This window comes from Streptomyces sp. NPDC006997 (genome assembly GCF_040635175.1).
In the GTDB taxonomy this organism is placed as follows: domain Bacteria; phylum Actinomycetota; class Actinomycetes; order Streptomycetales; family Streptomycetaceae; genus Streptomyces.
In genome coordinates this window covers 37,512-62,980 of the sequence record NZ_JBEYHH010000006.1, presented here as the reverse complement: position 1 = coordinate 62,980, position 25,469 = coordinate 37,512, and the positions used below count along the sequence as shown (strand labels likewise).

The 25,469-nt window shown below is 72.7% G+C and carries 22 protein-coding genes; 8 read left to right on the top strand and 14 right to left on the bottom strand.

What is annotated here, in order from left to right:
- Positions 1–142: 142 nt before the first annotated feature.
- The 3 genes from ABZ659_RS07730 to ABZ659_RS07720 all read right to left on the bottom strand — a co-directional run bounded on the left by ABZ659_RS07730 (position 143) and on the right by ABZ659_RS07720 (position 3,928).
- A complete protein-coding gene (locus tag ABZ659_RS07730) occupies positions 143–1,972 on the bottom strand; it encodes a glycoside hydrolase family 18 chitinase (RefSeq protein WP_360214603.1) in 1,830 nt (609 codons plus the stop codon).
- A gap of 130 nt (positions 1,973–2,102) precedes the next feature.
- Positions 2,103–2,744: a response regulator transcription factor gene (locus ABZ659_RS07725; RefSeq protein ID WP_360214601.1), complete on the bottom strand. Its 642-nt coding sequence runs from the start codon at positions 2,742–2,744 to the stop codon at positions 2,103–2,105.
- Positions 2,741–3,928, bottom strand: coding sequence for a histidine kinase (locus ABZ659_RS07720; protein WP_360214599.1), 1,188 nt, complete (start codon positions 3,926–3,928; stop codon positions 2,741–2,743). Before ABZ659_RS07720 ends, ABZ659_RS07725 begins: the two co-directional genes overlap by 4 nt.
- 152 nt (positions 3,929–4,080) lie before the next feature.
- Here ABZ659_RS07720 and ABZ659_RS07715 point away from each other — a divergent pair, with 152 nt between their 5' ends.
- Positions 4,081–4,707, top strand: coding sequence for a hypothetical protein (locus ABZ659_RS07715; RefSeq protein WP_360214597.1), 627 nt, complete (start codon positions 4,081–4,083; stop codon positions 4,705–4,707).
- Here ABZ659_RS07715 and ABZ659_RS07710 read toward each other — a convergent pair.
- The gene (locus ABZ659_RS07710) at positions 4,624–5,196 is read right to left on the bottom strand and encodes a cob(I)yrinic acid a,c-diamide adenosyltransferase (protein ID WP_360214595.1); all 573 of its coding nucleotides are present in this window, start codon (positions 5,194–5,196) and stop codon (positions 4,624–4,626) included. The two genes, ABZ659_RS07715 and ABZ659_RS07710, sit on opposite strands and share 84 nt — an antisense overlap.
- 187 nt (positions 5,197–5,383) lie before the next feature.
- Between ABZ659_RS07710 and ABZ659_RS07705 the strand changes: the two genes are divergently transcribed.
- The 3 genes from ABZ659_RS07705 to ABZ659_RS07695 all read left to right on the top strand — a co-directional run bounded on the left by ABZ659_RS07705 (position 5,384) and on the right by ABZ659_RS07695 (position 9,599).
- On the top strand, positions 5,384–6,232 hold the full coding sequence (locus ABZ659_RS07705) for a 3-hydroxyacyl-CoA dehydrogenase family protein (protein WP_360214593.1): 849 nt from the start codon (positions 5,384–5,386) through the stop codon (positions 6,230–6,232).
- Between the two features lie 257 nt (positions 6,233–6,489).
- Positions 6,490–6,813: an STAS domain-containing protein gene (locus ABZ659_RS07700; RefSeq protein ID WP_360214591.1), complete on the top strand. Its 324-nt coding sequence runs from the start codon at positions 6,490–6,492 to the stop codon at positions 6,811–6,813.
- A 260-nt stretch (positions 6,814–7,073) separates the two neighbouring features.
- Positions 7,074–9,599, top strand: a complete 2,526-nt coding sequence (locus ABZ659_RS07695) for an ATP-binding protein (protein ID WP_360214589.1) — start codon at positions 7,074–7,076, stop codon at positions 9,597–9,599.
- Between the two features lie 70 nt (positions 9,600–9,669).
- Here ABZ659_RS07695 and nucS read toward each other — a convergent pair whose 3' ends face one another.
- Positions 9,670–10,341, bottom strand: a complete 672-nt coding sequence (nucS, locus tag ABZ659_RS07690) for an endonuclease NucS (RefSeq protein ID WP_360214587.1) — start codon at positions 10,339–10,341, stop codon at positions 9,670–9,672.
- Positions 10,342–10,635: 294 nt separating this feature from the next.
- Here nucS and ABZ659_RS07685 point away from each other — a divergent pair, with 294 nt between their 5' ends.
- A complete protein-coding gene (locus ABZ659_RS07685; protein ID WP_360214585.1) occupies positions 10,636–11,028 on the top strand; it encodes an SCO5389 family protein in 393 nt (130 codons plus the stop codon).
- Between the two features lie 195 nt (positions 11,029–11,223).
- On the opposite strand, the gene ABZ659_RS07680 is transcribed toward ABZ659_RS07685, so the two are convergent.
- Entirely contained in the window at positions 11,224–12,252 is a 1,029-nt protein-coding gene (locus ABZ659_RS07680; RefSeq protein ID WP_360214583.1) for an LLM class flavin-dependent oxidoreductase, read from the bottom strand.
- A gap of 219 nt (positions 12,253–12,471) precedes the next feature.
- Here ABZ659_RS07680 and ABZ659_RS07675 point away from each other — a divergent pair, with 219 nt between their 5' ends.
- Complete coding sequence (locus ABZ659_RS07675) at positions 12,472–12,804, top strand: ATP/GTP-binding protein (RefSeq protein WP_360214581.1); 333 nt, start codon at positions 12,472–12,474, stop codon at positions 12,802–12,804.
- Positions 12,805–12,828: 24 nt separating this feature from the next.
- Here ABZ659_RS07675 and ABZ659_RS07670 read toward each other — a convergent pair whose 3' ends face one another.
- From ABZ659_RS07670 to mce, 7 genes are all read right to left on the bottom strand, one after another.
- Positions 12,829–13,698: an ABC transporter permease gene (locus ABZ659_RS07670; protein WP_360214579.1), complete on the bottom strand. Its 870-nt coding sequence runs from the start codon at positions 13,696–13,698 to the stop codon at positions 12,829–12,831.
- The gene (locus ABZ659_RS07665) at positions 13,695–14,957 is read right to left on the bottom strand and encodes an ABC transporter ATP-binding protein (RefSeq protein WP_360214577.1); all 1,263 of its coding nucleotides are present in this window, start codon (positions 14,955–14,957) and stop codon (positions 13,695–13,697) included. Before ABZ659_RS07665 ends, ABZ659_RS07670 begins: the two co-directional genes overlap by 4 nt.
- 123 nt (positions 14,958–15,080) lie before the next feature.
- The gene (locus tag ABZ659_RS07660; RefSeq protein WP_360214575.1) at positions 15,081–15,851 is read right to left on the bottom strand and encodes an ABC transporter permease; all 771 of its coding nucleotides are present in this window, start codon (positions 15,849–15,851) and stop codon (positions 15,081–15,083) included.
- Between the two features lies 1 nt (position 15,852).
- Positions 15,853–16,818, bottom strand: coding sequence for an ABC transporter ATP-binding protein (locus ABZ659_RS07655; RefSeq protein WP_360214573.1), 966 nt, complete (start codon positions 16,816–16,818; stop codon positions 15,853–15,855).
- An 86-nt stretch (positions 16,819–16,904) separates the two neighbouring features.
- On the bottom strand, positions 16,905–17,840 hold the full coding sequence (locus ABZ659_RS07650; protein ID WP_360214571.1) for a cellulose-binding protein: 936 nt from the start codon (positions 17,838–17,840) through the stop codon (positions 16,905–16,907).
- A gap of 183 nt (positions 17,841–18,023) precedes the next feature.
- On the bottom strand, positions 18,024–21,869 hold the full coding sequence (gene scy / locus ABZ659_RS07645; protein WP_360214569.1) for a polarized growth protein Scy: 3,846 nt from the start codon (positions 21,867–21,869) through the stop codon (positions 18,024–18,026).
- Positions 21,870–22,078: 209 nt separating this feature from the next.
- Complete coding sequence (gene mce, locus ABZ659_RS07640) at positions 22,079–22,519, bottom strand: methylmalonyl-CoA epimerase (protein WP_360214567.1); 441 nt, start codon at positions 22,517–22,519, stop codon at positions 22,079–22,081.
- 147 nt (positions 22,520–22,666) lie between these two features.
- Between mce and ABZ659_RS07635 the strand changes: the two genes are divergently transcribed.
- Both ABZ659_RS07635 and meaB read left to right on the top strand, forming a co-directional pair.
- Positions 22,667–23,872: an acetyl-CoA C-acetyltransferase gene (locus tag ABZ659_RS07635; protein WP_360214565.1), complete on the top strand. Its 1,206-nt coding sequence runs from the start codon at positions 22,667–22,669 to the stop codon at positions 23,870–23,872.
- A 58-nt stretch (positions 23,873–23,930) separates the two neighbouring features.
- Positions 23,931–24,893 carry a methylmalonyl Co-A mutase-associated GTPase MeaB gene (gene meaB / locus ABZ659_RS07630; RefSeq protein WP_360214563.1) on the top strand — a complete coding sequence of 321 codons (963 nt, stop codon included), beginning with the start codon at positions 23,931–23,933 and terminating at the stop codon, positions 24,891–24,893.
- Positions 24,894–24,962: 69 nt separating this feature from the next.
- Here the strand turns inward: meaB and ABZ659_RS07625 are convergent, their stop codons facing one another.
- A complete protein-coding gene (locus tag ABZ659_RS07625) occupies positions 24,963–25,439 on the bottom strand; it encodes a MarR family transcriptional regulator (RefSeq protein ID WP_360214561.1) in 477 nt (158 codons plus the stop codon).
- Between the last annotated feature and the right edge of the window lie 30 nt (positions 25,440–25,469).

The window sequence follows — 25,469 nt, the reverse complement described above, 5'->3', positions numbered from 1 at the left end:
CGGCCGTTCGGCCCCCTCGCCCGGAGTCGAAGGTCCCTGGCTCGCGCACGCCGGGGGCGCGTAGCGTACGAGTGCGCCGCGGACAGACGTGGGGTCTGTCCGCGGCGCGTCTCTCTCACCGGTCGGGTACTGCCGCGCTGGCCTAGTTCAGGCCGTTGCTGATGGCGCTCACCAGCTCACCGTTGCTGGTGTCACCGCTGAACTCCCAGAAGAACGCGCCGCCCAGGCCCTGGTTCTTGGCCCAGGTCATCTTCCCGGCGATCGTCGACGGGGTGTCGTACGACCACCACTGGGTGCCGCAGTGGGCGTACGCGGTGCCCGCGATGGTGCCGGTGGCGGGGCAGGAGTTCTTGAGGACCTTGTAGTCCTCGATGCCCGCCTCGTAGGTGCCGGGCGCCGGGCCGGTCGCCGTGCCGCCGGGGGCGGACTGGGTGACGCCGGTCCAGCCGCGGCCGTAGAAGCCGATGCCGAGCAGCAGCTTGGCGGACGGCACGCCCTTGGCCTTGAGCTTGGCGATCGCGTCCGCGGAGTTGAAGCCCGCGGTCGGGATGCCGGAGTACGAGGTCAGCGGGGAGTGCGGGGCGGTCGGGCCGGTCTTGGCCCAGGCGCCGAAGTAGTCGTACGTCATCACGTTGTACCAGTCGAGGTACTGCGCGGCGCCGCCGTAGTCGGCCGCGTCGATCTTGCCGCCGCTGGAGCCGTCGGCGGTGATGGCGGCGGTGATGAGGTAGTCCGGGCCGAACTCGGCGCGCAGCGCCTGGCTCAGGTTCCTGAACGCGGCCGGGCCCGAGGTGTCACAGGTCAGACCACAGGCGTTCGGGTACTCCCAGTCGATGTCGATGCCGTCGAAGACGTCGGCCCAGCGCGGGTCCTCCACGACGGCCTTGCAGGACTTGGCGAACGCGGCCGGGTTGGCCGCGGCCTGGCCGAAGCCGCCGGAGTAGGTCCAGCCGCCGAACGAGTACAGCACCTTGATGTGCGGGTACTTGGCCTTCAGCTGGCGGAGCTGGTTGAAGTTGCCGCGCAGCGGCTGGTCCCAGGTGTCGGCGGTGCCGCTCACCGACTGGTCCGCGGTGTACGCCTTGTCGTAGGCGGCGTAGGTGTCGTCGACCGTGCACTGGCCGTTCTTCACGTTGCCGAAGGCGTAGTTGATGTGCGTGATCTTGGCCGCGGAGCCCGAGGTGACCAGGTTCTTGACGTGGTAGTTACGGCCGTACACGCCCCACTCGGTGAAGTAGCCGAGGTTGACCTTGGACCCGGGCTGCGGGTCGGGGTCGGTGGAGCCGCCGGTGGTGCGCACGGCGCGGGCGCCGGAGACCGGGCCGGTCTGGTCGGCGGTGTCCCGGGCCCGCACGGTGTACGAGTAGTCGGTGCCCGCGGTCAGCCCGGAGTCGGTGTAGCTGGTGCCGGTGACCGTGGCGACCTTGCTGCCGCCGCGCAGGACGTCGTAGTTCTTGACGCCCTGGTCGTCGGTGGCGGCGCTCCAGCTGAGCTTCACCGAGGTGTTGGTGATGTCGGAGGCGGTGGGGGTGCCCGGCGCGGTGGGCGGGGTGTCGCCCGGGACGCTGGGGCCGCCGTCGCAGCTGCCGCCGTTGATCTTGCAGCCGCTGGGGGCGCCGGAGCCGGAGCCGTTGAAGCCGAAGGAGACGGACGCGCCGGGGGCGAGGCTGCCGTTCCACGACTTGTTCTTGGCGGTCCAGTGGTTGCCGGAGGACGTGACGTCGGCGTCCCAGGCGGAGGTGACGGCGGTGCCCGAGGGGAAGTCCCACTCGACCGTCCAGGAGCTGAGGGAGGTGGTGCCGGTGTTCTTCACCGTCCACTTGCCCTCGAAACCGGTGCCCCAGTCCTGGGTCTTGACGTAGGTGGCGGTCGCTTCGGTGGCGGCCTGGGCGGGGCTGGCGAGCCCGACCAGTCCGGCGAGGGGGAGCAGCAGGGTCGCGAAGCCTGCCGCCGCTCTGTGCCTGAAGCGCATGATGCGCCTCCTTATGGGGGAGTGGGGGGCGTGACTGAGCCTTCACGCCCACGGTGCCGCGAATATAGAAAGGTCTGGACCACGGGTCAATAGGTCTGGACCACTTGACATGTTCGTGAGCTTCCGCTGGTTAGACGCCCAACTCCTGCGCGAGCACCGCCGCTTGCACCCGGCTGCGCAGCCCCAGCTTTCCCAGCAACCGGCTGACGTGCGTCTTCACCGTCGCCTCGGCCATGTCCAGGCGCACCGCGACCTCCGCGTTCGACAGCCCCTCGCCGAGGCAGGACAGCACCTCGCGTTCGCGCCGCGTCAGGCCCTCCAGGACCGCCGGGTCGGCCTTCGGGTGCCGTGCCGGACCGGCCGCGAACTCCGCGATGAGACGCCGGGTGACGGCCGGGGCGATCAGCCCCTCGCCGCCCGCCACCGTCCGCACCGCCGCCAACAGGTCCGCCGCCTCGGTGTTCTTCAGCAGGAAACCGGCGGCGCCCGCGCGCAGCGCGCCGAAGACGTACGCGTCGAGGTCGAAGGTGGTCAGCACCAGCACGTCGGCGAGACCCTCGGCCACCACCTGACGGGTCGCCGCCACCCCGTCGAGCAACGGCATCTGAACGTCCATCAGCACCAGGTCGGGCCGCAGCTCCCGGGCGAGCGCCACCGCCCCCTCCCCGTCCGCCGCCTCGCCGACCACCTCGATGTCGGGCGCGCTGCCCAGGATGAGCACCAGCCCCGCCCGCACGGCGGACTGGTCCTCGGCGACGAGGACGCGGATCATTCGGGTTCTCCTTCGGTGAGGGGCAGGTGCGCGCGTACGGCCCAGACCGCGCCGTCCGGGCCGTCCCGGGGACCGGCCTCCAGCGTGCCGCCCAGCAGCGTGGCCCGCTCCCGCATCCCGACCAGACCGGCGCCGGAACCGGGTGCGCGCGGGCCGTCGTGGCCGCCGTACGGGCTGGTGACCGTGAGGGTGAGGGAGTCGTCCGCGCGGTGCAGGACGACGCGCACGCGGCCCGGCCCGGCGTGCTTGAGGGCGTTGGTCAGCGACTCCTGCACGATCCGGTACGCCGCCAGCTCCACCGGCGTCGGCAGCGAGCCGCCGTGCCCGGCGTCCAGGTGGACGTCGAGGCCGTTGGCGCGGGCGGTGCCGACCAGCGCGCCGAGCCCGTCCAGGGTGGGCGCCGCGGACGGCTCGGACCCGGCGCCCGCGTCCCGCAGCAGACCGATCAGCCGGCGCATCTCGGCCAGTCCCGCCACGCTGTTCTCCCGGATCACGCCGAGCGCCTGCCGGGAGGTCGCCGGATCGTCCAGGGAGAGCGCGGCGGTGGAGTGGATGGCGATCGCGGAGAGGTGGTTGGCGACCATGTCGTGCAACTCCCGCGCCATCCGCGCCCGTTCCGCGGTCACCGCCTGCGCCCGGTCCATCTCGGCCAGCAGCGCGGTCTGCTCGGCGCGCAGCCGGGCGGCCTCGGCGGCGTCCCGGTGGTCGCGCACGATCAGGCCGGTGGAGGCGGGCCCGAAGAACACGATGCCCACCACGACCCCGATCAGCAGCGCCTCCGGCACCGGCCACACCGCCAGCGGCACCACCGCGCCGGCGACCGTGAGCAGCCCGGTGATCCAGGGGATGCGCCGGGCCGCGGCCGGGGTGCCGTACAGGACCGCGGCGTACATCAGGTCCGTGTAGAGCAGGATGGTGACCAGGCTGCCCCGGGTGACCACGTCCACGGCCAGCGCCACCGTACCGACCAGCAGCGCCGTGCGCGGCCGCGACCGGCGGAGCAGCTCGCAGCCCGCGACCACGGCGAGCGGGACCAGCGTCGCCCAGCCCGGCGACCACAGCACCAGGCCGTCGTCCGACCGCCGGGTGTACAGCCCGAGGGCCCACAGCAGCACCCCGCCGGACAGCCCGCCCAGCGCGACGTACCCGTCGAAGCGGTGCGGGCGGGGGAGTCGTAGGGCCATGACCCCATCCAACACGCGGCGGGCGCCGGTCGCCTGGTGCCGGGGGAGGGTCCCGGACTGCATCCTTCGATGTACCCGGGGTTCGTCACCCGCGACGACGAAACCGGCCCGGTCCGACGGGAGCCTTGAGGGGTGAACGAGAGGAGCGAGCCGTGATCGTCGCGTTGATCGTCGTCTGCGAGGTCGGCTTCTGGGTGCTGCTGGCGCTGGGACTCGCCGTCCGCTACGCGCTGAAGCGGCGGCGCCTGAGCGTGGCGCTGCTGCTCTGCGAGCCGCTGCTGGAGCTGGTGCTGTTCGTCGCCACCGCGATCGACCTCAGGAACGGCGCCGAGCCGGGCTGGGAGCACGGCCTGGCGGCGCTCTACATCGGCTTCACGGTGGCGTACGGCCCGTACACGATCCGCTGGCTCGACGGGCACGCCGCGCACCGCCTGGCCGGGGCGCCGAAGCCGGTGGGCCCGCCCCGCTACGGGCTGGCCCGCGCCGCCCACGAGGGCAGGCTGTGGCTGCGCACCGTGCTGGCCGCCGCGGTCGCCTGCGCGTTGCTCCAGGGTGCGGTGTGGTACGTCGGTGACGACGGCGACGCCTCCTCGCTGCGGTCGTTCCAGTGGACCGCGCTGCGGGTCGCCGGGATCCACGGCGTGATCGCGCTGACGTACCTGGTGTGGCCGAAGAAGGCCCCGGGGAACGCCGGGTCAGCGCTCCCCGCCCGGGACCCAGAGCACGTCCCCCACCCCGGCGTTCGCCGTCCGCGCGAGGATGAACAGCAGGTCCGATAGCCGGTTGAGGTAGGTCGCCGTCAGGGGGTTCATGGTCTCGCCGTGGACCTCCAGGGCGGCCCAGGTGGAGCGCTCGGCGCGGCGGACGACCGTGCACGCCTGGTGGAGCAGGGCCGCGCCCGGGGTGCCGCCGGGGAGGATGAAGGAGCGGAGCTTCTCCAGGCGCTCGTTGAAGCGGTCGCAGTCCGCCTCCAGCCGGTCCACGTAGAACTGCTCCACCCGCAGCGGCGGGAACTCCGGGTTCTCCACCACCGGCGTCGACAGGTCGGCGCCCACGTCGAACAGGTCGTTCTGCACCCGGGTGAGTACCTTGACGACCTCCTCGTCCAGCCCGCCCAGGGCGACCGCCGTCCCCAGCACCGCGTTCGCCTCGTTGGCGTCGGCGTACGCCGCGATCCGCAGATCCGTCTTGGGGACCCGGCTCATGTCCCCGAGGGCGGTGGTGCCCTTGTCGCCGGTCCGCGTGTAGATGCGCGTCAGATTGACCATGCGGCCAGGGTAGTGAGCCCGCGCGCGGACGGTTCAACTAGGCCGTCTGCGGGCTTCGCTGCCCGCTGCCGGTGTGATGTCCGTCATGTGAGACGTGACGCGTATTACTTAGCGGTCACACGGCCGCTCACTCCCGCTAGTGTCCGCGTGAGAGCACAACGACAGCGCGTATCAGGGGAGTCGCACAGTGGCAGGGAAGCTCGCCGTCATCGGGGCCGGTCTCATGGGTTCCGGCATCGCCCAGGTCTCCGCCCAGGCGGGCTGGGACGTCGTCCTGCGCGACGTGACCGACGAGGCGCTCAAGCGCGGCACCGACGGCATCAAGGCCTCCTACGACAAGTTCGTCGCCAAGGGCCGGATGGAGGCGCACGACGCCGACGCCGCGCTCGCCCGGATCACCACCACCACCGAGCTGGACGCCGCCGCGGACGCCGATGTCGTCGTCGAGGCCGTCTTCGAGAAGCTGGAGGTCAAGCACGAGATCTTCCGCGCCCTCGACCGGATCACCCGTCCCGAGGCCGTGCTCGCCTCCAACACCTCCGCCATCCCGATCACCAAGATCGCGGCCGTGACGGAGCGCCCGGAGCGCGTCGTCGGCACGCACTTCTTCTCGCCGGTGCCGATGATGCAGCTGTGCGAGCTGGTACGCGGCTACAAGACCAGCGACGAGACCCTCGCCACCGCGCGGGAGTTCGCGGAGTCGGTCGGCAAGACCTGCGTCGTCGTCAACCGCGACGTCGCCGGGTTCGTCACCACCCGGCTGATCTCGGCGCTCGTCGTCGAGGCGGCCAAGCTCTACGAGTCGGGCGTCGCCACCGCCGAGGACATCGACCTCGCCTGCAAGCTGGGCTTCGGTCACGCGATGGGCCCGCTGGCCACCGCCGACCTCACCGGCGTCGACATCCTGCTGCACGCCACCAGCAACATCTACACCGAGAGCCAGGACGAGAAGTTCGCCGCGCCGGAGCTGATGCGCCGGATGGTTGACGCCGGTGACATCGGCCGCAAGAGCGGGCAGGGCTTCTACAAGCACTGATCGCCGCAGCCGGGCCCCGGAGGGTCACACGCCGGGGTGAATTCGGTATCGGTTCGCTTACAGACGGCAACCTCCGGGGGCGCGCGGCCGTCAGAGGATGCAACACCTGGTCCCCGGACCACCCCGGAAGACCCAGCAACACCCCGGAACACGCGGTAACACCCCCGGTGCCCCCGTCGCGCGCTCGCCCGCGCGGCTGGGGCCGCACCACCAGACATCACGACGCGGAGCAACGAGACGCACGCACGGGAGCGCATATGCACATCAGGGGCGACCACGTCGAGCTGGTCGTCGGGGGCCGCCTCGACGTCCGCAGCGCGGCGGACGCCCGTGCGGTCCTGCACTCGGCCGTCGACGACGGAGTCGGCGACCTGGTGCTCGACCTGTCCGAACTGGACTCCTGGGACGCCACCGGACTCGGGGTGATCATGGGAGCCCACCGCAGGGCCGGGCGCTGCGGCCGACGGCTGGTACTGCGCGACGTACCACCCCAGATGCAGCGCCTGCTGGTCGCCACCCGACTGCACCGCATCCTCGCCATCGAGGGCGGCATCGGCGTGGAGTCGCTGCCCCGGGTGTGACCGCGCCCCGGCACACCAAGGCGGCGCCGATCCACCCGACACGCACAATCCTCACGAGACCGTGACCTCTCGGACGGTCCGGTACCCCGGGCTGTCGTAGATACTGAGCCAAGGTTTACGGTTCGACTGCCCGCCGCCCGGAACCCCTGAGACACCCACCCCTGCGAGCGGGCACCGGACCAGCAGCGACAGCGCGGTGTGCGGCGGCGCGGCCCGGAGGGGCTGGACGAGCACACGACGCTTTGGGGGGCTTGGAACCCATGGACCCGAACACCCGGGGGCCCGAGGACTACGGCCACGACGGTGACCGCACGGCACCGCGTCCGCGCCCGCCCAGGGACTCCCGCACACCCGAATTCGCCCCGCACACACCCGCCCTCGCCCGTACGGTGCGACTCGTCACCGGTGAGCTGCTGCTCACCGTCAACCCCGTCGACGGCAGCGAGATCGAGCCCTGCCCGCCCGGCGAACGCCCCGCGCGGCCACGGAAGCTGACCGCCGCCCAGCGCGCCGAGACCGTCCGCGCCGCCCGCCCGCCGGTCCCCGCCGGCCCTGAGCGGCCCGCGCTGCCGCTCCTCGGCCGCCAGGACGAACGCGAGGAACTGGTACGCCTCCTCGCCCGGGGCCGCTCGGTGCGCCTCACCGGCCCCGCGGGCTCCGGCCGCACCCGGCTCCTCGACCTCGTCGCCGACGACTGCGCCGACCTCGCCCCCGACGGCGTGGTCCGCCTCAACGGCCACCGCCGCACCGCCGACGACCTGCTGCACGACCTCTTCTACGCCGTCCACGAGGCCCCGCTGCACCGCCCCGCGCGGGACGAACTGCGCGCCCTGGTCCGGGAGATCGGCGCCGTCGTCGTCGTGGACGACCTGGAGACCGGCGGCACCTCCCTCGACGACCTGCTCGACGCCACCCCTGAGTGCGCCTTCCTCTTCGCCGCCACCCCGGACGTGCCCGCGCCGTCCGCCGACGCGGACCTCGAAGAGGTCGCCCTCGGCGGCCTCGACCGCGCGGGCGGCCTGGACCTCCTCGAACGGGCCGTCGGCCGCCCGCTCACCGAGGAGGAGGCCAACTGGGCGGGCGACCTGTGGTTCGAGTCCGAGGGCCTGCCCCTGCGCTTCGTGCAGGCCGGGGCCCTGCTCCGGCAGCGCGACCGGCTGCTGGCGGGCGTGGACGCCGTCGACGAGTTCGGCGTCTTCGCGGACGCCCCGCCCGTCGACGCCGCGCCTGACCTGTCCGCCGACCCCACCGTCGCCGACGACGTGCCGTTGCCCTCCCTCGCCGAGGGCGCCGCGCCCGCCGAACTGCTCGCCGCCCGGCTGAGCGCGTCGGCCCGCGCCACCCTGCGCTTCGCCGTCGCCCTCGGCGGCGAGGTGCCGCACCAGGCCCACCTGCCCGCCCTCGTCGGCGACACCCACGCCGACGCCGCCCTGCGTGAGCTGCTCGACTGCGCGCTGGTCTCCCCGGTCGGCTCCCGCTACCGGCTCGCCGCCGGGGTGCGGACCCAGCTGGAGGCCGCCGGGTACGACTCCGACCTGGCCGAGCGGGCCGACAGCGCCGCCCAGCACTACGCCTGGTGGGCCGGGCACCCCTCGGTCACCCCGGAGCGGGTGTGCGCCGAGGCGGACGCCGTGCTCGCCGCGTTCGCCGTCCTCGTACCCGGCACCACACCGCCCCCCGAGGGCGAGGAGAGCACCACCGTGCGGCTGGCCCGCGCGGCGGCGCCCGCCTTCGCGGCCGGGCTGCACTGGAGCGCCTGGGAACGCGCGCTGCGGTCCGGCGCCGAGGCCTCCCGGCTCGCCGGGGAGGTTGCCGAACAGGCCTACTTCCACCACGAGTTGGGCGTTATCGCGCTCTGCGAGGGGCAGCTCGACCGGGCCCGTGCCGAGTTGGAGGCCGCGATCGGGCTGCGCGGCGCCCTCGCCGACAAGCGCGGCACCGTCGCGGGCCGCCGCGCCCTCGCCCTGGTCACCGACCGCTCCGGCGGCACGGCGCTGGCGCTCCCGGTCGGCATCGGCGGCGACGAGGTGCCCGCGGTGTCGCACGAGGGGTCCGCGGCCCCGCAGGGCGGTGTCCCGGCCCCGCTGGCCGCCTTCCCGGCGCTCAAGCCGCCCGCCGACCCGGTGGTCACCCGCCAGTTCCCCACCGACTCCGGCGCCCGGCAGACCCGGGGCGGACTGCGCCGGCTCGCCAAGCGCAACCTCGTCGCGGCGGGCGCGGGCGCGCTGCTCGCCGCCGTCCTCGGTACGGTGGTGACGCTCGGCGCGACGTCCAGCAACGACGCCGACAGCCCCGCCGACCAGGTGGGTGGCAACCCGTCCACCAGCCAGGGCGCCGACGACGGCGACCTCGGCGCCGAGGAGGCCGGTCAGGAGGACGACGCCGACACCGGCGACGCCACCGACCGGCCGTCCAGCCCGGGACCCGACGGCACGCTCGGCACCGCCGACGACCTCGCCCCGAGCTACTCGGGCCCCAGGGCGCCCTACGAGCCGTCCGACGCCCCGAGCGGCACCCAGGGCACGGGCGGCGGGGGGCGGCCGTCCAGCTCTCCGACCAAGTCGAGCCCGGAGCCGTCGTCGTCGACGAAGCCGCCGACGACGCCGACCGACTCCCCGTCGCCGGAGCCCTCCTCCCCGGAGGACTCGGGCAGCGCGTCGCCCGGCGAGACGGAGACGTCGTCGGGGGCTCCGGTGACGTCCGACTCGGCCAGCGGCCCGGTCGACAGCAGCGTCACGGCGAGCGCGGAGGAGGCGTCGCCGAGCGAGTCGGGGCCGGTGATGTGAACGGCGACGCCGGGGGCGCCCGGGACGCGGGCGCCGGGGACGCGGGGTACGCCCTTCCGGGCGCCCGGCGTCAGAACAGCCGCAGCTTGTCGTCCTCGATGCCGCGCAGGGCGTCGTAGTCCAGGACCTGGCAGCCGATGCCGCGGTCGGTGGCGAGGACGCGGGCCTGGGGCTTGATCTCCTGGGCGGCGAAGATGCCGCGGACCGGGGCGAGGTGCGGGTCGCGGTTCAACAGGTCCAGGTAGCGGGTGAGTTGCTCGACGCCGTCGATCTCGCCGCGCCGCTTGATCTCCACCGCGACGGTCTGCCCCTCGGCGTCCCGGCACAGGATGTCCACGGGCCCGATGGCCGTCATGTACTCACGCCGGATGAGGCTGTAGCCGTCGCCGAGGGTCTCGATGCGGTCGGCGAGCAGTTCCTGGAGATGGGCCTCCACGCCGTCCTTGATCAGGCCAGGATCCACGCCGAGTTCGTGCGAGGAGTCGTGGAGGACCTCCTCCATGGTGATGATGAGCTTCTCGCCCGCCTTGTTGACGACCGTCCAGACACCCTCCTCGTCACCGGCCCCCTCCTTCAGCGTGCAGGGCGGCGACATCCAGTTGAGGGGCTTGTAGGCCCGGTCGTCCGCGTGGATCGAGACGCTGCCGTCCGCCTTGACCAGGATCAGACGGGGCGCCGAGGGGAGATGGGCGGTGAGCCGGCCCGCGTAGTCGACGGAGCATCGGGCGATGACGAGACGCATGGTCGGCAACGCTACTCGACGCCCCCCGCCGCACGCGATTCGCCTGCCTCCCACCCGCTGAGGACAGCCCCTCGGGACCCACGCGACGCCCTAGTTCTCCCGGAACACTCCTGTTCGTTCATGGCCGATTGTGCGCCTACCGGGCTCTGCCTGTGTTCGCGTTTTCCTGGTGCCGTCACCGGCGGTTGCCTACCGTATTCAACGGGAGGTCGCGATGTGTGTACTGAGCGTGGTCGCGTTCCTTCCCTACCTGTCCGGCAACCCCTGCCGTTTGGGGGTGCGAGAGGAGAACCCATGTCGCTCGACGTCTCACCGGCCCTACTCGAACAGGCCGAGCGAGGCGAGGTCGACGAAGCTGACTTCGTCGACTGCGTCCGGACCTCCCTGCCCTACGCGTGGGAGATGATCAGCTCCCTGGTGGCCCAGCTGAAGGTGGACGGCGGAGAGTTCGCCGACAACCAGACGCCCCCGCCGGACGAGCAGGCACGCGGTCAGCTGCTGCGTGCGCTCGCGAGTGACGCCATCCGCGGTGCGCTTCAGCGGCACTTCGGTGTACGGCTGGCCTTCCAGAACTGCCACCGTGTGGCGGTCTTCCCGCTGGACGTCTCGGCGGACGAGAGGCTGGCCCGATTCACGTCGGTGCGCGGACAACTGCTGAACCAGTCCCCGGAGCTGCGGGACTGCTGACGCGATGAGCCGCCCGGCTTGCCGCTCCGTACGCGGGAGGTGCAGTTCTTACCGGAGCGGCAAGCTCTTCGCGGCCCGGGCTCTCTGACACCGGACGACGGGCACCGGACGACGGACACCGGACGGCAGAGGACAGACGACGGACCACGACGGGAGCAGGGCTAGGCCCTGGCCCTGGGCCAGGGCCAGGCCCGCTCAGGTCAGGTACGGCACGACCTCCGTGCCGAGCCGCCGTACGTTCTCCTCGGTCGCCGCGAGGTCGCCGGAGCCCTCGACCAGCAGGGCGAAGCGGGAGATGCCGGTGCGCTCGCTGGACGCCGCCAGCCGGTCGGCGCACAGCCGCGGGGTGCCCACCGGGTGCAGCCCGCAGAGCAGTTCGGTGTACGCCAGCGGGTCGCGCATCCGGCGCGCCCGCCCGTCCACCGTGACATGGGCTTCGAGGCCCTGCTTCAGCCAGCCCGGCAGCGCCTTCGTCAACGTCTCCACCGCGTCGGTGCGCCGGTCGGCGATCTGGCAGACACCGGCCGAGACATGGGCGGCCCGGGCGACCTCCTCCGGCGACCGCCCGACGGCGCGCGCGTGCCGCCGCCAGAGGGCGACCATCTCGGCCTTCTCCTCGTCGCCCACGTGCATCCCCAGGAGCATCGGCAGCCCCCGCTCCGCCGCCAGCCGCACACTCGCCGGTGAGGTGCAGGCGACGAGCACCTCGGGGCCCCCGGTGGCCGACAGGGCCTCCGACGGCCGGGGCACCACGGGCACCGCGCGGAAGCGGAACCGCTCCCCGGTGCCCGCGACGGCCGGTTCGCGCAGCCAGCGGACCAGCAGATCGAGTGATTCCGGGAACCCCTTCTCGAAGGCGTCGAGACCGGTGCCGAACACCTCCAGGTCCACCCAGGGGCCGCCCCGCCCGACGCCCAGCGACAGTCGGCCACCGCTCGCCACGTGCAGCAGCGCCGCCTGTTCGCCGAGCGCCACCGGGTGCTGGGTGGACAGCACGCTGACCGCCGTACCCACCCGGATGCGTTCGGTGCGGCCGAGGAGTAACCCGGCCAGGGTGACCGCCGACGGGCAGCTGCCGTACGGCACGAAGTGGTGCTCGGCCAGCCAGACCGAGTCGAGCCCCGCCTCCTCGGCCACCTCGGCGGAGCGGACCGCGCGGTGCAGCGCCTCCCCCTGGCCCTGACCCGGGAACCGGGCCGCCAACACGAAAGTTCCTACGCGCATCGCACTTCCATCTTCCTCGGCTCCCACGCGGAGCTCCCCCACGCGGCATAACCGTCTGACACGTGCCGAGGACACGGTCGGGCGGAGGGATTTGCGGATTGTCTGCCAAATGCGGGCCTATCGGGCGGGGCTTGCGCGGCTCATCGCGTCCGCGTACCCGGGCCGGGCCCGCGTAGGCTTGACGGGGCCCGTTCCCTGTATAGCTCCGTGAGGTGTTCCGTGTCCCCGCGTCGCAACCGACCCAAGGGCTCCGGCTCCCCCGGCCGGAGCGCCGAGGACGACCAGCCGGGCCGCTACGGCGGCTGGCAGTCCACGGAGAGCTGGCGGGGCGAGGAGTGGAGCGTGCGGCACGTGGCGGGCGCGAGCGCGGCGGGCAAGACGTACCGCTGCCCCGGCTGCGACCAGTTGATCCCCTCCGCCGTACCGCACGTGGTGGCCTGGCCGGAGCACGCGGGCGTCGACGACCGCAGGCACTGGCACAAGGCGTGCTGGAACGCGCGGGACCGCCGTACCTCGTCGGTACGACGGTCCCGTAACGCGCCCAGGTTCTGAGCCGGGCACCAGGCTGCCGGGGCGTCACACGTCCCGCTGCTCCTGGAGGGCCAGGGCGCCCGCGAAGACCACCGCGGTCACACCGAGGATGATCCACAGCGGGTCCCAGCCGGACGGGCCGGACTCCGACAGCGAGTTGGCGTAGAAGACGCTGAGCTGGTTGGGGATCGAGTACTCGAACAGCGCCTCGCGCAGGCCCTCCAGGGACGACGAGAACATGAACAGCGCGATGACCAGCGGCGCGAGCACCGCGGCGATCATGATGGTGATCGCGCCCGCGGAGTGCCGGATGACCGAGCCGACGAGGAGCGAGAGCAGGCCGAGCAGCGCCACGTAGAGCGAGACGCCGACCGTGCCCTTCAGCCACTCGGCCCCGGACGGCTCCCTGGCCTGGGTCACCAGGCTCACCTGCACCAGCGCGACGAACCCGGCGGACACCAGCGTCACCGTGAACGACAGCGTGAAGAACACGATCGCCTTCGCCAGGAGCACCCGGCCCCGGGACGGACACGCGGTCATGGTGGTCCGGATCATGCCGGTGCCGTACTCGGAGGCGGTGGTCAGCACGCCGAGCGTGATGACGCACATGGTGCCGAGCAGCAGCCCGAAGAAGCCCAGCGCGAGCGCGCTCTCCCCGCCGAGGTCGCCGTCGTCGGAGTCGCCCACCAGGACCCCGGCGAGCAGGCCGATGCCGACCACGAGCACCACGAACACACCCAGCGTCCACATCGTGGACCGCACTGACCGGATCTTGGTCCACTCGGAGGCGATCGCGTGCCCCAGGTGCGTGCGCTTCACGGGGATGGGCGAGGTGTAGCCGGGGTGGTACGACGCCCCGGGCGCCCCCTGCCACTCGGGCGGGGCCTGCGGCATCGGAGTCTGCGGCGTGCTCATCGAACGTCCTCGGGCTTGTTCGGGTCGGAGGATGCCTCAGGGGCGGATCCCTGCGGGGCGGTCTTCTGGAGGGCGACGTCGCGCGGGGCGGCGTCCTGCGGCGCGGCCTCCGGGGCGGGGGCGGCCGGGGCCGGCGCCGGGGCCTGCGGCTGGTGCGGCGGCTGCGGGGGAGCGGCCGGCGACGCCTGGAGGTACGGGTTGGCGCCCGGCGCCGCGAACGGCTGTCCGCCCTGCTGGGGCGGCGGTGGGGCGTACCAGCCGGGCTGGCCCTGCCCGGGCACCGGTACCGACCCCGGCTGCGCGCCGGGCGGCGGGGCCTGCATCAGCCCCGCCTTCTGGTCGACCGTGGAGCGGTAGTCCACCGCGCCCTGCGTCATCCGCATGTACGCCTCCTCCAGGGAGGCCTGGTGCGGCGACAGCTCCCAGAGCCGGACGTCCGCCTCGTGCGCGATGTCGCTGATGCGGGGCAGCGGCAGCCCGGTCACCCGCAGCGCGCCGTCCTGCTCGGACAGCACCTGCCCGCCCGCCTCGGCCAGCGCGGTCGTCAGCTTCTCGCGCACCTGCGGCTCGCTGTCCGGCGTCCGCACCCGCGCGAACCCCGCGGAGTTCGCGGCGATGAACTGCTGCACGCTCATGTCGGCGAGCAGCTGACCGCGCCCGATGACGATGAGGTGGTCCGCGGTCAGCGCCATCTCGCTCATCAGGTGGGAGGAGACGAAGACGGTACGGCCCTCCGACGCGAGCGCCCTCATCAGGTTCCGCACCCAGAGGATGCCCTCGGGGTCGAGGCCGTTGACCGGCTCGTCGAAGAGCAGCACCTGCGGGTCGCCGAGGAGCGCGGCGGCGATGCCGAGCCGCTGTCCCATGCCGAGGGAGAAGCCCTTGGAGCGCCGCTTGGCGACGTCCTGGAGGCCGACCACGCCGAGCACCTCGTCCACCCGGCGGGCCGGGATGCCGGAGAGCTGGGCGAGGGACAGCAGGTGGGTGCGGGCCGACCGGCCGCCGTGCACCGCCTTGGCGTCGAGCAGCGCGCCGACCTGGCGGGGCGCGTTCGGCAGTTTGCGGTACGGGTAGCCGCCGATCGTGACCTGGCCCGAGGTCGGGTTGTCCAGGCCGAGGATCATCCGCATCGTCGTCGACTTGCCGGAGCCGTTGGGGCCGAGGAAGCCGGTGACGGCGCCGGGCCGTACCTGGAAGGAAAGGTTGTACACAGCGGTCTTGTCGCCGTAGCGCTTGGTCAGGCCGACTGCTTCGATCATGCTCCGCACCCATCGAAAGGTTCAGGACAGCGGGGCACACGCCCCCGTAAGGGTTAGGAGGATATCCAGGCGCTCACGGTTCCGGCCAAGGGCGGGTAAAAGGACGTCCACTTCACGCCGTCGCTATGCGTCCCGGCGCTTGAGCAGCACGTAACCGCCGACCAGCGCGGCGATCACCCACAGCACCATGATGCCGAGGCCGCCCCAGGGGCCGTAGGGGGTGTCGTCGTCGACCGGGGTGACCACCTGCATGACCTTGCTGCCCGCCTGGTCGGGGAGGTAGCGGCCGACCTTCTCGGTGGCCGAGACGTTGCCGAGGATGTTGGAGATCAGGAAGAAGAACGGCATCAGGATGCCCAGCGACAGCATGGGGGAGCGCAGCATCGCGGCCACCCCCATGGAGAACACCGCGATGAGCGTCATGTAGAGGCCGCCGCCGAGCACCGCGCGCAGCACGCCCGGGTCGCCGAGGTGCGCGCGGAGGCCACCGAGCATCGCCTGGCCGAGGAAGAACGCGGCGAAGCTGGTGGCCACGGAGACCACCAGCGCGAGCAGGGTGGCGACGGCGACCTTGCTGAAGAGCAGGGTGCCGCGCTGCGGTACCGCGGCCAGCGAGGTGCGGATCATGCCGGAGGAGTACTCGTTGGAGACGACGAGCACCCCGAACACGATCATCGCGAGCTGACCGAGGCTCATCCCGGCGAAGCTGATGAAGGTGGGGTCGAAGGAGAGCTGGTCGCGTCTGCTCATGTCGTCGAACTCGTTCTTCGACAGCGCCGAGATCAACATGCCGAGGGCGATGGTGACCAGCACCGCGAGGGAGAGCGTCCACACGGTGGACGCCACCGACCGGATCTTGGTCCACTCGGACCGGACCACCTGGGTCGCCGCCATGTCAGCCCCTCCTCCAGTTCTCGCCCCACCGGGCCCGCGGCTGCTCGGCGGCCACGGCCGGCCCGTCGTGCGCGTGGTACTCCACCGACTCCGCCGTCAGCCGCATGAACGCCTCCTCCAGGGAGGCCCGCTGCGGGCTCAGCTCGTGCAGGACGAGGTGGTGCTGGGCGGCCAGCTCACCGATCAGCTCGGCCTTGTCGCCGTCCACCTCCAGGCTGCCGCCGCCCGCCTCCACGACGGTGATCCCGGCGCCGTGCAGCACGTCGAGCAGCCGCTCCCGCTGGGGGCCGCGGACGCGTACGTAGCCGCGCGAGTTGCGGGCGATGAAGTCGGCCATGGAGGTGTCGGCGAGCAGCCGCCCCTGTCCGATCACCACCAGGTGGTCGGCGGTCAGCGCCATCTCGCTCATCAGGTGGGAGGAGACGAAGACGGTGCGGCCCTGCGTGGCCAGCGACTTCATCAGGTTGCGGATCCAGTGGATGCCCTCGGGGTCGAGCCCGTTGACCGGCTCGTCGAACATCAGGATCCGCGGGTCGCCGAGCAGCGCGCCCGCGATGCCGAGCCGCTGCCCCATGCCCAGCGAGAACCCCTTGGCCTTCTTCCGCGCCACCGCCGTCAGCCCGACGGTGTCCAGCACCTCCCGCACCCGCCGCCGGGGGATGCCGTTGCTCTGCGCCAGACAGAGGAGGTGGTGGTACGCGCTGCGGCCCCCGTGCACCGCCTTGGCGTCCAGCAGGGCGCCGACGTACGTCAGCGGGTCGCGCAGTTCGTCGTAGTGCCTGCCGTCGATGCGGACGTCCCCGGCGGTGGGGTGGTCCAGGCCGAGGATCATCCGCATGGTCGTGGACTTGCCCGCGCCGTTGGGGCCGAGGAACCCCGTGATGACGCCCGGTCGGACGGTGAAGGTGAGGTTGTCGACGGCCACCTTCTCGCCGTACCGCTTGGTCAGCCCCGCCAGCTCGATCATGCGGCCCACGCTAGAACGGGACAAAGCCCTCTGCCACCCCAGTGGCAGAGGGCTTCGCGGGTCTTCGTCAGCTGTACTCCGGCTGGTTACCGGGACTGCTGGGCGGGCACCCCGCGGGAGATCGGCTCGTCCTCGGCCGGCGTACCGGCGGCGGCCACCGCGGCGCCCGTGAGCGTGGCGAGCATCTCGCGCACGTTCGTCAGCTGGGCGTTGATGGAGTCGCGGCGGTTGGTGAGGGCGGCCAGCTCGCGCTCGGATTCCGAACGGATCCGGTCGGCCTTGGCGTTGGCGTCGGCCACGATGTCCTCGGCCTGGCGCTGCGCGGTCTCCACCGTCTGGCGGGCGCGGCGCTCGGCGTCGGTGCGCAGCTTCTCCGCCTCCAGGCGGAGCTGCTCGGCGCGGTGCTCGATCTCGGCGAGGCGCTTCTCGGCCTTGGCCTGACGCGAGGCCAGGTCGCGCTCGGACTGCTCGCGGCGCTTGGCGAGGTTGGTCTCGAAGTCGGCGGCGGCCTGCGCGGCCTTGGCGCGGGTCTCCTCGAAGAGCGCGTCCGCCTCCTCGCGCTTGGACTGCGCGTCCTTCTGCGCCTCGGCCCGCAGCTGGGAGGCTTCGGACTTGGCCTTCTCGACGATCCGGACGCCGTCGTCCTCCGCCTTGGCCTTGCGCTCGGAGGCGAACGACTCGGCGTCGTTGCGCACCTGCTGGGCCGCCGACTCGGCCAGCTCGCGGTGCTGCTCCGCCGCGCGCCGGGCCTCCTCGCGCAGGTCCTTGGCCTCTTCCTCGGCGAGGCGCAGGATCTTCTCGACCCGGGCGCCGAGACCGGCGTACGACGGCTCGGAGTCGGTCACCTGAGCCTGGGCGTTCTGCGTTTCGAGGTGGAGCTCCTCGATGCGCTTCTCCAGAGCGGTGATGCGGGCGAGAGCGCTGTCACGGTCGGAGACGAGCTTGGAGATACGTTCGTCCACCTGAGCGCGGTCGTATCCACGCCGCACAAGCTCGAAGCCGTAGGGGGAAGTGTCGCTCATGGGGTTCCTGTCGAATGAGACCGGTGAGGTGATAGGGGGAATCCTAGGGGTCAGAACGGCGTGTCATCGAGCGGATACGTGTTTGATCTGGAGAATGACACCCCTTTTGGGTGGCTGGGCGTCGGATCGCTTGCCAAAGAGCCGGTCAAATGCACCATAAAACACCAGAATCGGACCTCGCCGCTAACCGTCCGACGACTTGCCACCCGACCGTGGGGCGCCCACTGTGGCGCCCGCCTTGACGCCGTCCTTGGCCACGGGCGGGGCCTCAAAGGACTCCAACGCCTCCAGCACGTCCTGGACACGGGAGATCTCCGCGTTGATGTCCTCGCGGCGGCGCACCAGCACCTCCAGCTCCCGCTTGCCCTCCTCGACCGTGCGCTTCGCCTCGCGGATCGCCTCGGCCTTCAGCTCCTCGGCCTCCCGGACCAGGGTGGCCTTCTTCTGCTCGGCCTCCTTCAGCAGGCCCTCGGCCTTCTTCACCGCGGCGATCCGGACCTTGCCCGCCTCGGAGTTGGCCTCCGACACCAGCTCCTTGGCCTTCGCCTGCGCCTTGCCGAGCTGCTCCTCGGCGGCCTTGATCAGCGCGTCGCAGCGGTCGCCGGTCGACTTCATCGTCTCCGCCGCCTCCCGGCGGGCCCGCTCGTGCAGCTCCTCGATCTCGCCGGTGATCCGCGCGCGCAGCTCCTCCGCGCGCTCCCTGATCGCGGTCGCGTCCCGGCGGGCGCCGACGAGCAGCTCGTCCGCGTCCGTACGGGCCTTCTCCACCAGCGTGTTGCCCTCGACGGTCGCCTCGGAGACCAGCCGGTCGGCCTCGGTGCGGGCGGCGCCCACCATGGTGTCGGCCTGCGCCTCCGCGTCCGCGGTCGTCTTCTGCGCCTGCTCCTGCGCCTCGGTGAGCAGCTTGTCCGCCTCGGCGGTCGTCTCCGTGATGAGCTTGTCGACCTGCTCGGCCGCCTCCGAACGCCGCTTGTTGGCGTCCCGGCGGGCCTCGTCCAGGGTCCGCTCGGCCTCCTCGCGCGCCGCCGACGTGAGCCGCTCCGCCTCGTCGGCCGCCGCCGCCCTGACCCGCTCGGCCTCGGCGCGCGTCCGCTCGGCGTGCTGGCGCGCGGAGCCGACCGTCTCGGAGGCCTCGGCGCGCAGCCGCTCCGCCTCGTCGGTGGCGTCCCCGACCAGCTTCTCCGCGCGGGCCTTCGCCTCCGCGCGCAGCCGCTCGGTCTCCGCCGCCGTGTCCGTGGTCAGCCGCTCGGCCTCGGCGCGCGCCTCCGTGATGAGGGTGTCCACCTGGGCCGCCGCGTCCGAACGGATCCGGTTGGCGTCCTCCCGGGCGTCCGCGCGCGTGCGTGCCGCGTCCTGGTCGGCCTGCGCGATGGTGTCCGACGCCTCGGTGCGCACCCGCTGGGCGTGCTCGGTGGCGTCCGACCGCAGCCGCTCCGCCTCGGCGACCGCCTCCGTCATCGTCCGCTCGGCGAGCGCCTTCGCGGCCTCGGCCTCCTCGCTCGCCTCCCGTCGCACCCGGCCCGCGTCCTCGCTGGCGCGCTCCCGCTCGGCGTAGGCGTCGGCGCGGACCCGGTCCGCCTCCTCCTCGGCCTCCCGCCGGGTGCGCTCCGCCGCGTGCTCGGCGGCCGACCGCAGGCCCTGGATCTCGTCCTGCGCCTGCTCGTGCAGCCCGGCGACGGAGTCCCGTACCTGCTGGGCGTGGGCGTCGGCCGCCGACACCATCTCGGTGGCCCGCCGGTCCGCCTCCTCGACCAGCCGTACGGCCTCGGCCTGGGCCTCGTCCACGCGCTTGCGCGCCGACGCCAGCAGCTCCTCGCTCTGCTCGCGGGCCCGCTGCCGCTCCTGGTCGGCCTCCTGCCGGGCCGCGCCCAGCAGCTCCTCCGCCTCCCGGCGGCGCCGCGCGGCCTCCTCCTGCGCGGCGGCCAGCGTCTCGGACGCCTCCGCCGCCAGCCGCTCCGCGGCGGCCTGCGCCTCCGCCCGCACCCGGTCGGCGCCGTCCTGCGCCTCCGACTTCAGCCGCTCGGCCTCCGCCGCCGCCTCCGACCGCAGCCGCACGGCGACGGACTCGCCCTCCGCCCGGGACGCGGACGCGTCCGCGGCGGCCTCGTCGCGCAGCCGCTCGGCCTCGGCCTCCGCCTGCTGCTGGAGCGCCCGGATCCGCTCGGCGGCCTCGGCGCGCAGCCGCTCCGTCTCCTCGGCGGCCTCCCGGCGGATCCGCCCCGCCTCCTCGCGGGCGTCGCTCAGCGCCTGCTCGGCGGCGGCGAGCCGCTCCTCGGCCTCGGTGCGCAGCCGGGTCAGCTCCTCGGCGGCCTCCGCCCGCCGGGCCTCGACGGCCTGCTCGGTCTCCTCGCGCAGCTCGCGCGCGGCCCGCTCGGCGTCCGCGGCGATGCCCTCGGCCCGCTCGGCGGCCTCGGCGCGGTGCCGCTCGGCCTCGGCGCGGGAGCGCTCCAGGGTCTCCTCGGCCTGCCGACGCAGCGTCGTGGCGCGCTCGATGGCCTCCGTGCGGACCTTCTCGCTGTCCGTGGTCGCGGCCTGCCGCAACTCGTCGGCGTCCGCCTTCGCCTTGGCGAGCAGCTCCTCGGCGGTCTTCGCCGCCTCCTCGATCTGGGCCACGGCCTCCTTGCGGGCCTCGGCGCGGATCTTCTCGCCCTCACCGACCGCGTCCGCGCGCAGCTGCTCGGCCTCGCCGCGCAGCCGCCGTGCCTCCTCCTGGAGTTCGACGGTCTTGGCGCGGTACTCCGCCGTGTCGTCCTTCGCGGCGCCCTTGAGCTGCTCGGCGATGTCGTGCGCCTCGGCCCGCAACCGGTCCGCCTCGGCCTCCGCCTCCCGGCGGATCCGCTCGGCCTCCTCGGCGGCGGCCCTGGTGGTCTTCTTCGCGTTCTCGGACGCCTTGTTCAGCACGTCCTCGGCGGTCCGGGCCGTCTTCGCGAGCTGGCTCGCGGTCTCCTCGGCGGTGACCGTACGGGCCTTCTCCGCGGCCTCCGTGACGATCTTCTCGGCCTCCGCGCGGGCGTCGGCGACGAGTTGCTCGGCCTCCGCCTTGGTGGTCTCGGCCTCCTTGGTGGCCTCCGAGACCAGCCGGGCGACCTGCTCCTTCGCCGTACGCGTGCGGGTCTCGTTGGCCGCCTCGGCGCTGGAGAGGGTCTTGCTCGCGGCCTCCTTGGCCTCGGTGACCAGCTTCTCCGCCTCGGACTGCGCCTTGCGCAGCGCCTCCTCGGCCGCCGCCATCCGCTGTTCGGCGGCCCGGCTCAGCTCCTGCGCCTGACGGCGCGCGGCGTCCGACTCGGACACCGTCGAACTGCGCAGCTGCTCGGCGTGGTCGGTGGCCTCCTGCGCCTGCGTGGAGGCGGCGTTCAGCAGCCGCTCGGCGTCGGCGCGGGCCCGCCGCAGCAGTTGCTCGGCCTCCGCGCGCGCCGCTTCCGCCTCACTCTGGAGCCGCTGCCGGGCCTCGCCGGTCAGCCGCTCGGCCTCCGCGCGCGCCGCCGCCATGGCCTGCTCGGCCTCGGCCCGCGACTCGTCCAGCAGGCGCCGCGCCTGCGACTCGGTCCGGGCCCGCAACTGCTCGGCCCACGCCACGTTCTCGTTGACGTGCGACTCGACGGTCTGCCGCCGTTCGGCCAGCTCCTGGTCGAGCTGCTGGCGCCGGGCCACCGCCTCCTGGTGCAGTTCGGCCTGGAGCCGGGCGGCCTGCTCGGCGTGCTCCTGGAGGATGCGCTGGGTCTGCGCCCGGGCCTGGCCCAGCTCGCGCTCGGCGTCGGCGCGGATCTGGTCGGCCTGCATCTGCGCGTTGCGCAGCAGCTGCTCGGCCTGGTAGCCGAGGTCCGCGCTGTCGTAGGCAGGCCGGGTCATCAGGGTGCGGCGCGCCTCGTGCAGCTTGGCGCGCAGCACCTCGACCTGGTAGCCGAGGTCCTCGGCGTGCTGGATCGCCTTTTCCCGCTCGGTCTTCAGCCGTTTCATCTCGGCTTCGAACCGAGTGAGGTGGTCGACGTCAGCCGCCGGCTCTCGCTCCTGGCTCTCGTAGCCCCGCACTGCGCGGTCCCATCCGTCCCCTGGTCGCAGGTCTCTCCAACGAGCACCGTCCATCCGCCGAACGGGGCCCCCGGGGAATGGTGTCAGATCAACGGCGGAGCACGGGCTGTTGCCCCGGCGCTCGTCCCCCGAAACCCGGACCCCGGAATGCGGTCACCGCTGGGTGGGCGGCGACCGCACCCAACCCTACCGGCCCTTATGTACGAGCATCAGTGCTCAGGTGACTCAACCGGGGCCGAAGTGACCAGTTCCGTGAGAACACCGTGGCAGTCCTTGGGGTGCAGGAAGGTGATCCGTGACCCCATGGAACCGCGTCGGGGCTCCTCGTACAGCACGCGTACGCCCTTGTCCCTGATGTCGGCGGCGTCCGCGTCGACGTCCGCCGTACCGAAGGCGATGTGGTGCACCCCCTCCCCGTTCCTGGCGAGCCACTTGGCGACGGTGGAGTCCTCGCGCGTCGGCTCCAGCAGCTGGAGGTAGGACGCCCCGCCGTCCGACGTGTCGTTGATCTTGAGCATGGCCTCCCGCACGCCCTGCTCCTCGTTGACCTCGGTGTGGAACACCTCGAAGCCGTATGTCGCCCGGTAGAACTCGACGGTGGCGTCAAGATCGTGGCAGGCGATCCCGATGTGGTCGATTCGCGTCAGCATGGGTTCAGTGCAGCGCTCGGACGGTGGTTACGCAACGTGCGCGCGATCACACCGACCGCCCGATGACGGCACGGAGTGCCATCAGTACATTCGAAGTAAACCCTCGTTCACTCCTCGGCTGTGCAGCCGGTAAGGGGATCGCAGCTCATGTCTTCTGCAACGAACGGCACGACGTCCGTCATCGTCGCGGGTGCCCGCACCCCGATGGGGCGGCTGCTCGGCTCGCTGAAGTCCTTCTCCGGAGCCGACCTCGGCGGCTTCGCGATCAAGGCCGCCCTCGACCGTGCGGGGATCGGTGGCGACCAGGTCCAGTACGTCATCATGGGTCAGGTGCTCCAGGCCGGGACAGGGCAGATCCCGGCGCGCCAGGCCGCCGTCAAGGCGGGCATCCCGATGAGCGTCCCGGCACTCACCGTCAACAAGGTGTGCCTCTCCGGCCTCGACGCCATCGCGCTGGCCGACCAGCTGATTCGCGCGGGCGAATTCGAGATCGTCGTCGCGGGCGGCCAGGAGTCGATGACCAACGCCCCGCACCTGCTGCCGAAGTCCCGCGAGGGCGTCAAGTACGGCGCCATCCAGATGCTCGACGCCATGGCGTACGACGGTCTGACCGACCCGTGGGAGAACATCCCGATGGGCGAGTCCACCGAGAAGCACAACACCCGCCTCGGCCTCGGCCGCGCCGAGCAGGACGAGATCGCCGCGCTGTCCCACCAGCGCGCCGCCGCCGCCCAGAGGAACGGCACCTTCGAGGCCGAGATCACCCCCGTGGAGATCCCGCAGCGCAAGGGCGACCCGGTCCTGTTCAGCCAGGACGAGGGCATCCGCGCCGACACCACCGCCGAGTCCCTCGGCAAGCTGCGCCCGGCCTTCACCAAGGACGGCACGATCACCGCGGGCACCTCCTCGCAGATCTCCGACGGCGCCGCCGCCGTGGTCGTGATGAGCAAGGCCAAGGCGCTGCAGCTGGGCCTGGACTGGATCGCCGAGATCGGCGCCCACGGCAACGTCGCGGGCCCCGACAACAGCCTCCAGTCGCAGCCGTCGAACGCGATCCAGCACGCCCTGAAGAAGGAGGGCCTGGACGTCTCCGACCTCGACCTCATCGAGATCAACGAGGCGTTCGCCGCGGTCGCCGCGCAGTCAATGAAGGACCTCGGCGTGTCCACGGAAAAGGTGAACGTCAACGGCGGCGCGATCGCCCTCGGTCACCCCATCGGCATGTCCGGCGCCCGGCTCGTCCTCCACCTGGCCCTCGAACTGAAGCGGCGCGGCGGCGGCGTGGGCGCGGCGGCGCTCTGCGGCGGCGGCGGTCAGGGTGACGCGCTGATCATCCGGGTACCCAAGGCGTGAGCGCCGTTCCGGCCGCCTCGCTGTAGAACCTCCTCGTGAACTCGTGAACGGAGCTGAGATGCAGGACGTCTCCACACTGGTGGCCCAGGCGAGGGAGGGACGGCCGCGTGCCGTGGCCCGCCTCATCTCCCTGGTGGAGGGGGCGTCCCCGCAGCTCAGGGAGGTCATGGCGGCCCTGGCCCCGCTGACCGGGAACGCCTACGTCGTCGGCCTGACCGGCTCGCCCGGCGTGGGCAAGTCCACGTCCACCTCGGCGTTGGTGACGGCGTACCGCAAACAGGGGCGGCGGGTCGGCGTCCTGGCCGTCGACCCGTCGTCGCCCTTCTCGGGCGGCGCGCTGCTCGGCGACCGCGTCCGGATGTCGGAGCACGCCTCCGACCCCGGCGTCTACATCCGCTCCATGGCGACCCGGGGCCACCTGGGCGGCCTGGCGTGGGCGGCGCCGCAGGCGATCCGCGTCCTGGACGCGGCGGGCTGCGACGTGATCCTCGTCGAGACGGTCGGCGTCGGCCAGTCGGAGGTGGAGATCGCCTCCCAGGCCGACACCTCCGTCGTCCTGCTCGCCCCCGGCATGGGCGACGGCATCCAGGCCGCCAAGGCCGGGATCCTGGAGATCGGTGACGTCTACGTCGTCAACAAGGCCGACCGCGACGGCGCCGACGCCACCGCCCGCGAGCTGAACCACATGCTGGGCCTGGGCGAGGCCCGCGCCCCCGGCGACTGGCGCCCGCCCATCGTGAGGACGGTCGCCGCCCGCGCCGAGGGCGTCGACGAGGTCGTGGAGGCGCTGGAGAAGCACCGCGCCTGGATGGAGGAGCACGGCGTCCTCACCGAGCGCCGCCGCGCCCGCGCCGCCCGCGAGGTGGAGACGATCGCCGTCACGGCCCTGCGCGAACGCATCGGCGACCTGCACGGCGACCGCCGCCTGAGCACGCTGGCGGAGCGGATCGTGGCGGGGGAGCTGGACCCGTACCGGGCGGCGGACGAACTGGTGGCGGGGCTGACGCAGTCGGGGACGTGAGGGCGGGCGGGACCACGGCGGGCGGAGCCCTGTGCGCGCTCCGCCCGCCGCCGGGTCCGGCCGTCGGGGTCAGGGCCTGCCGCGCTGCCCCCGCAGGTGCTCCGCGATGGGCTTGAGGGCCTTGTCGAGCTGGGTGAGGGCGTCCGGGGTGAGCAGGTCGATGAAGTGCCTGCGCACCGACGCCACATGATGGGGCGCCACCTTCTTCATCGTCTCCATGCCGTGCTCGGTGAGCACGGCGTAGAGCCCGCGGCGGTCGGACTCGCAGTTCTCCCGGCGGACCAGATTCGCGTTCTCCATGCGGGTGATCTGGTGGGAGAGGCGGCTCTTGGACTGGAGGGTGGCGGCGGCGAGGTCGCTCATCCGCATCCGCAGGTCCTCCGACTCGGAGAGATTCACCAGGATCTCGTAGTCGTTCATCGTCAGGCCGAACGGCTGGAGGTCCTTCTCGAGCTGGTAGGTCAACAGTCTGTTGACCTCCAGGTGAGTGCGCCAGGCGCACTGCTCCGCATCGGTCAGCCAGCGCGTGGCCGTCTCGGTCTCCATGAATGAAGTCTACCTAAGAGGTTGAAAGGC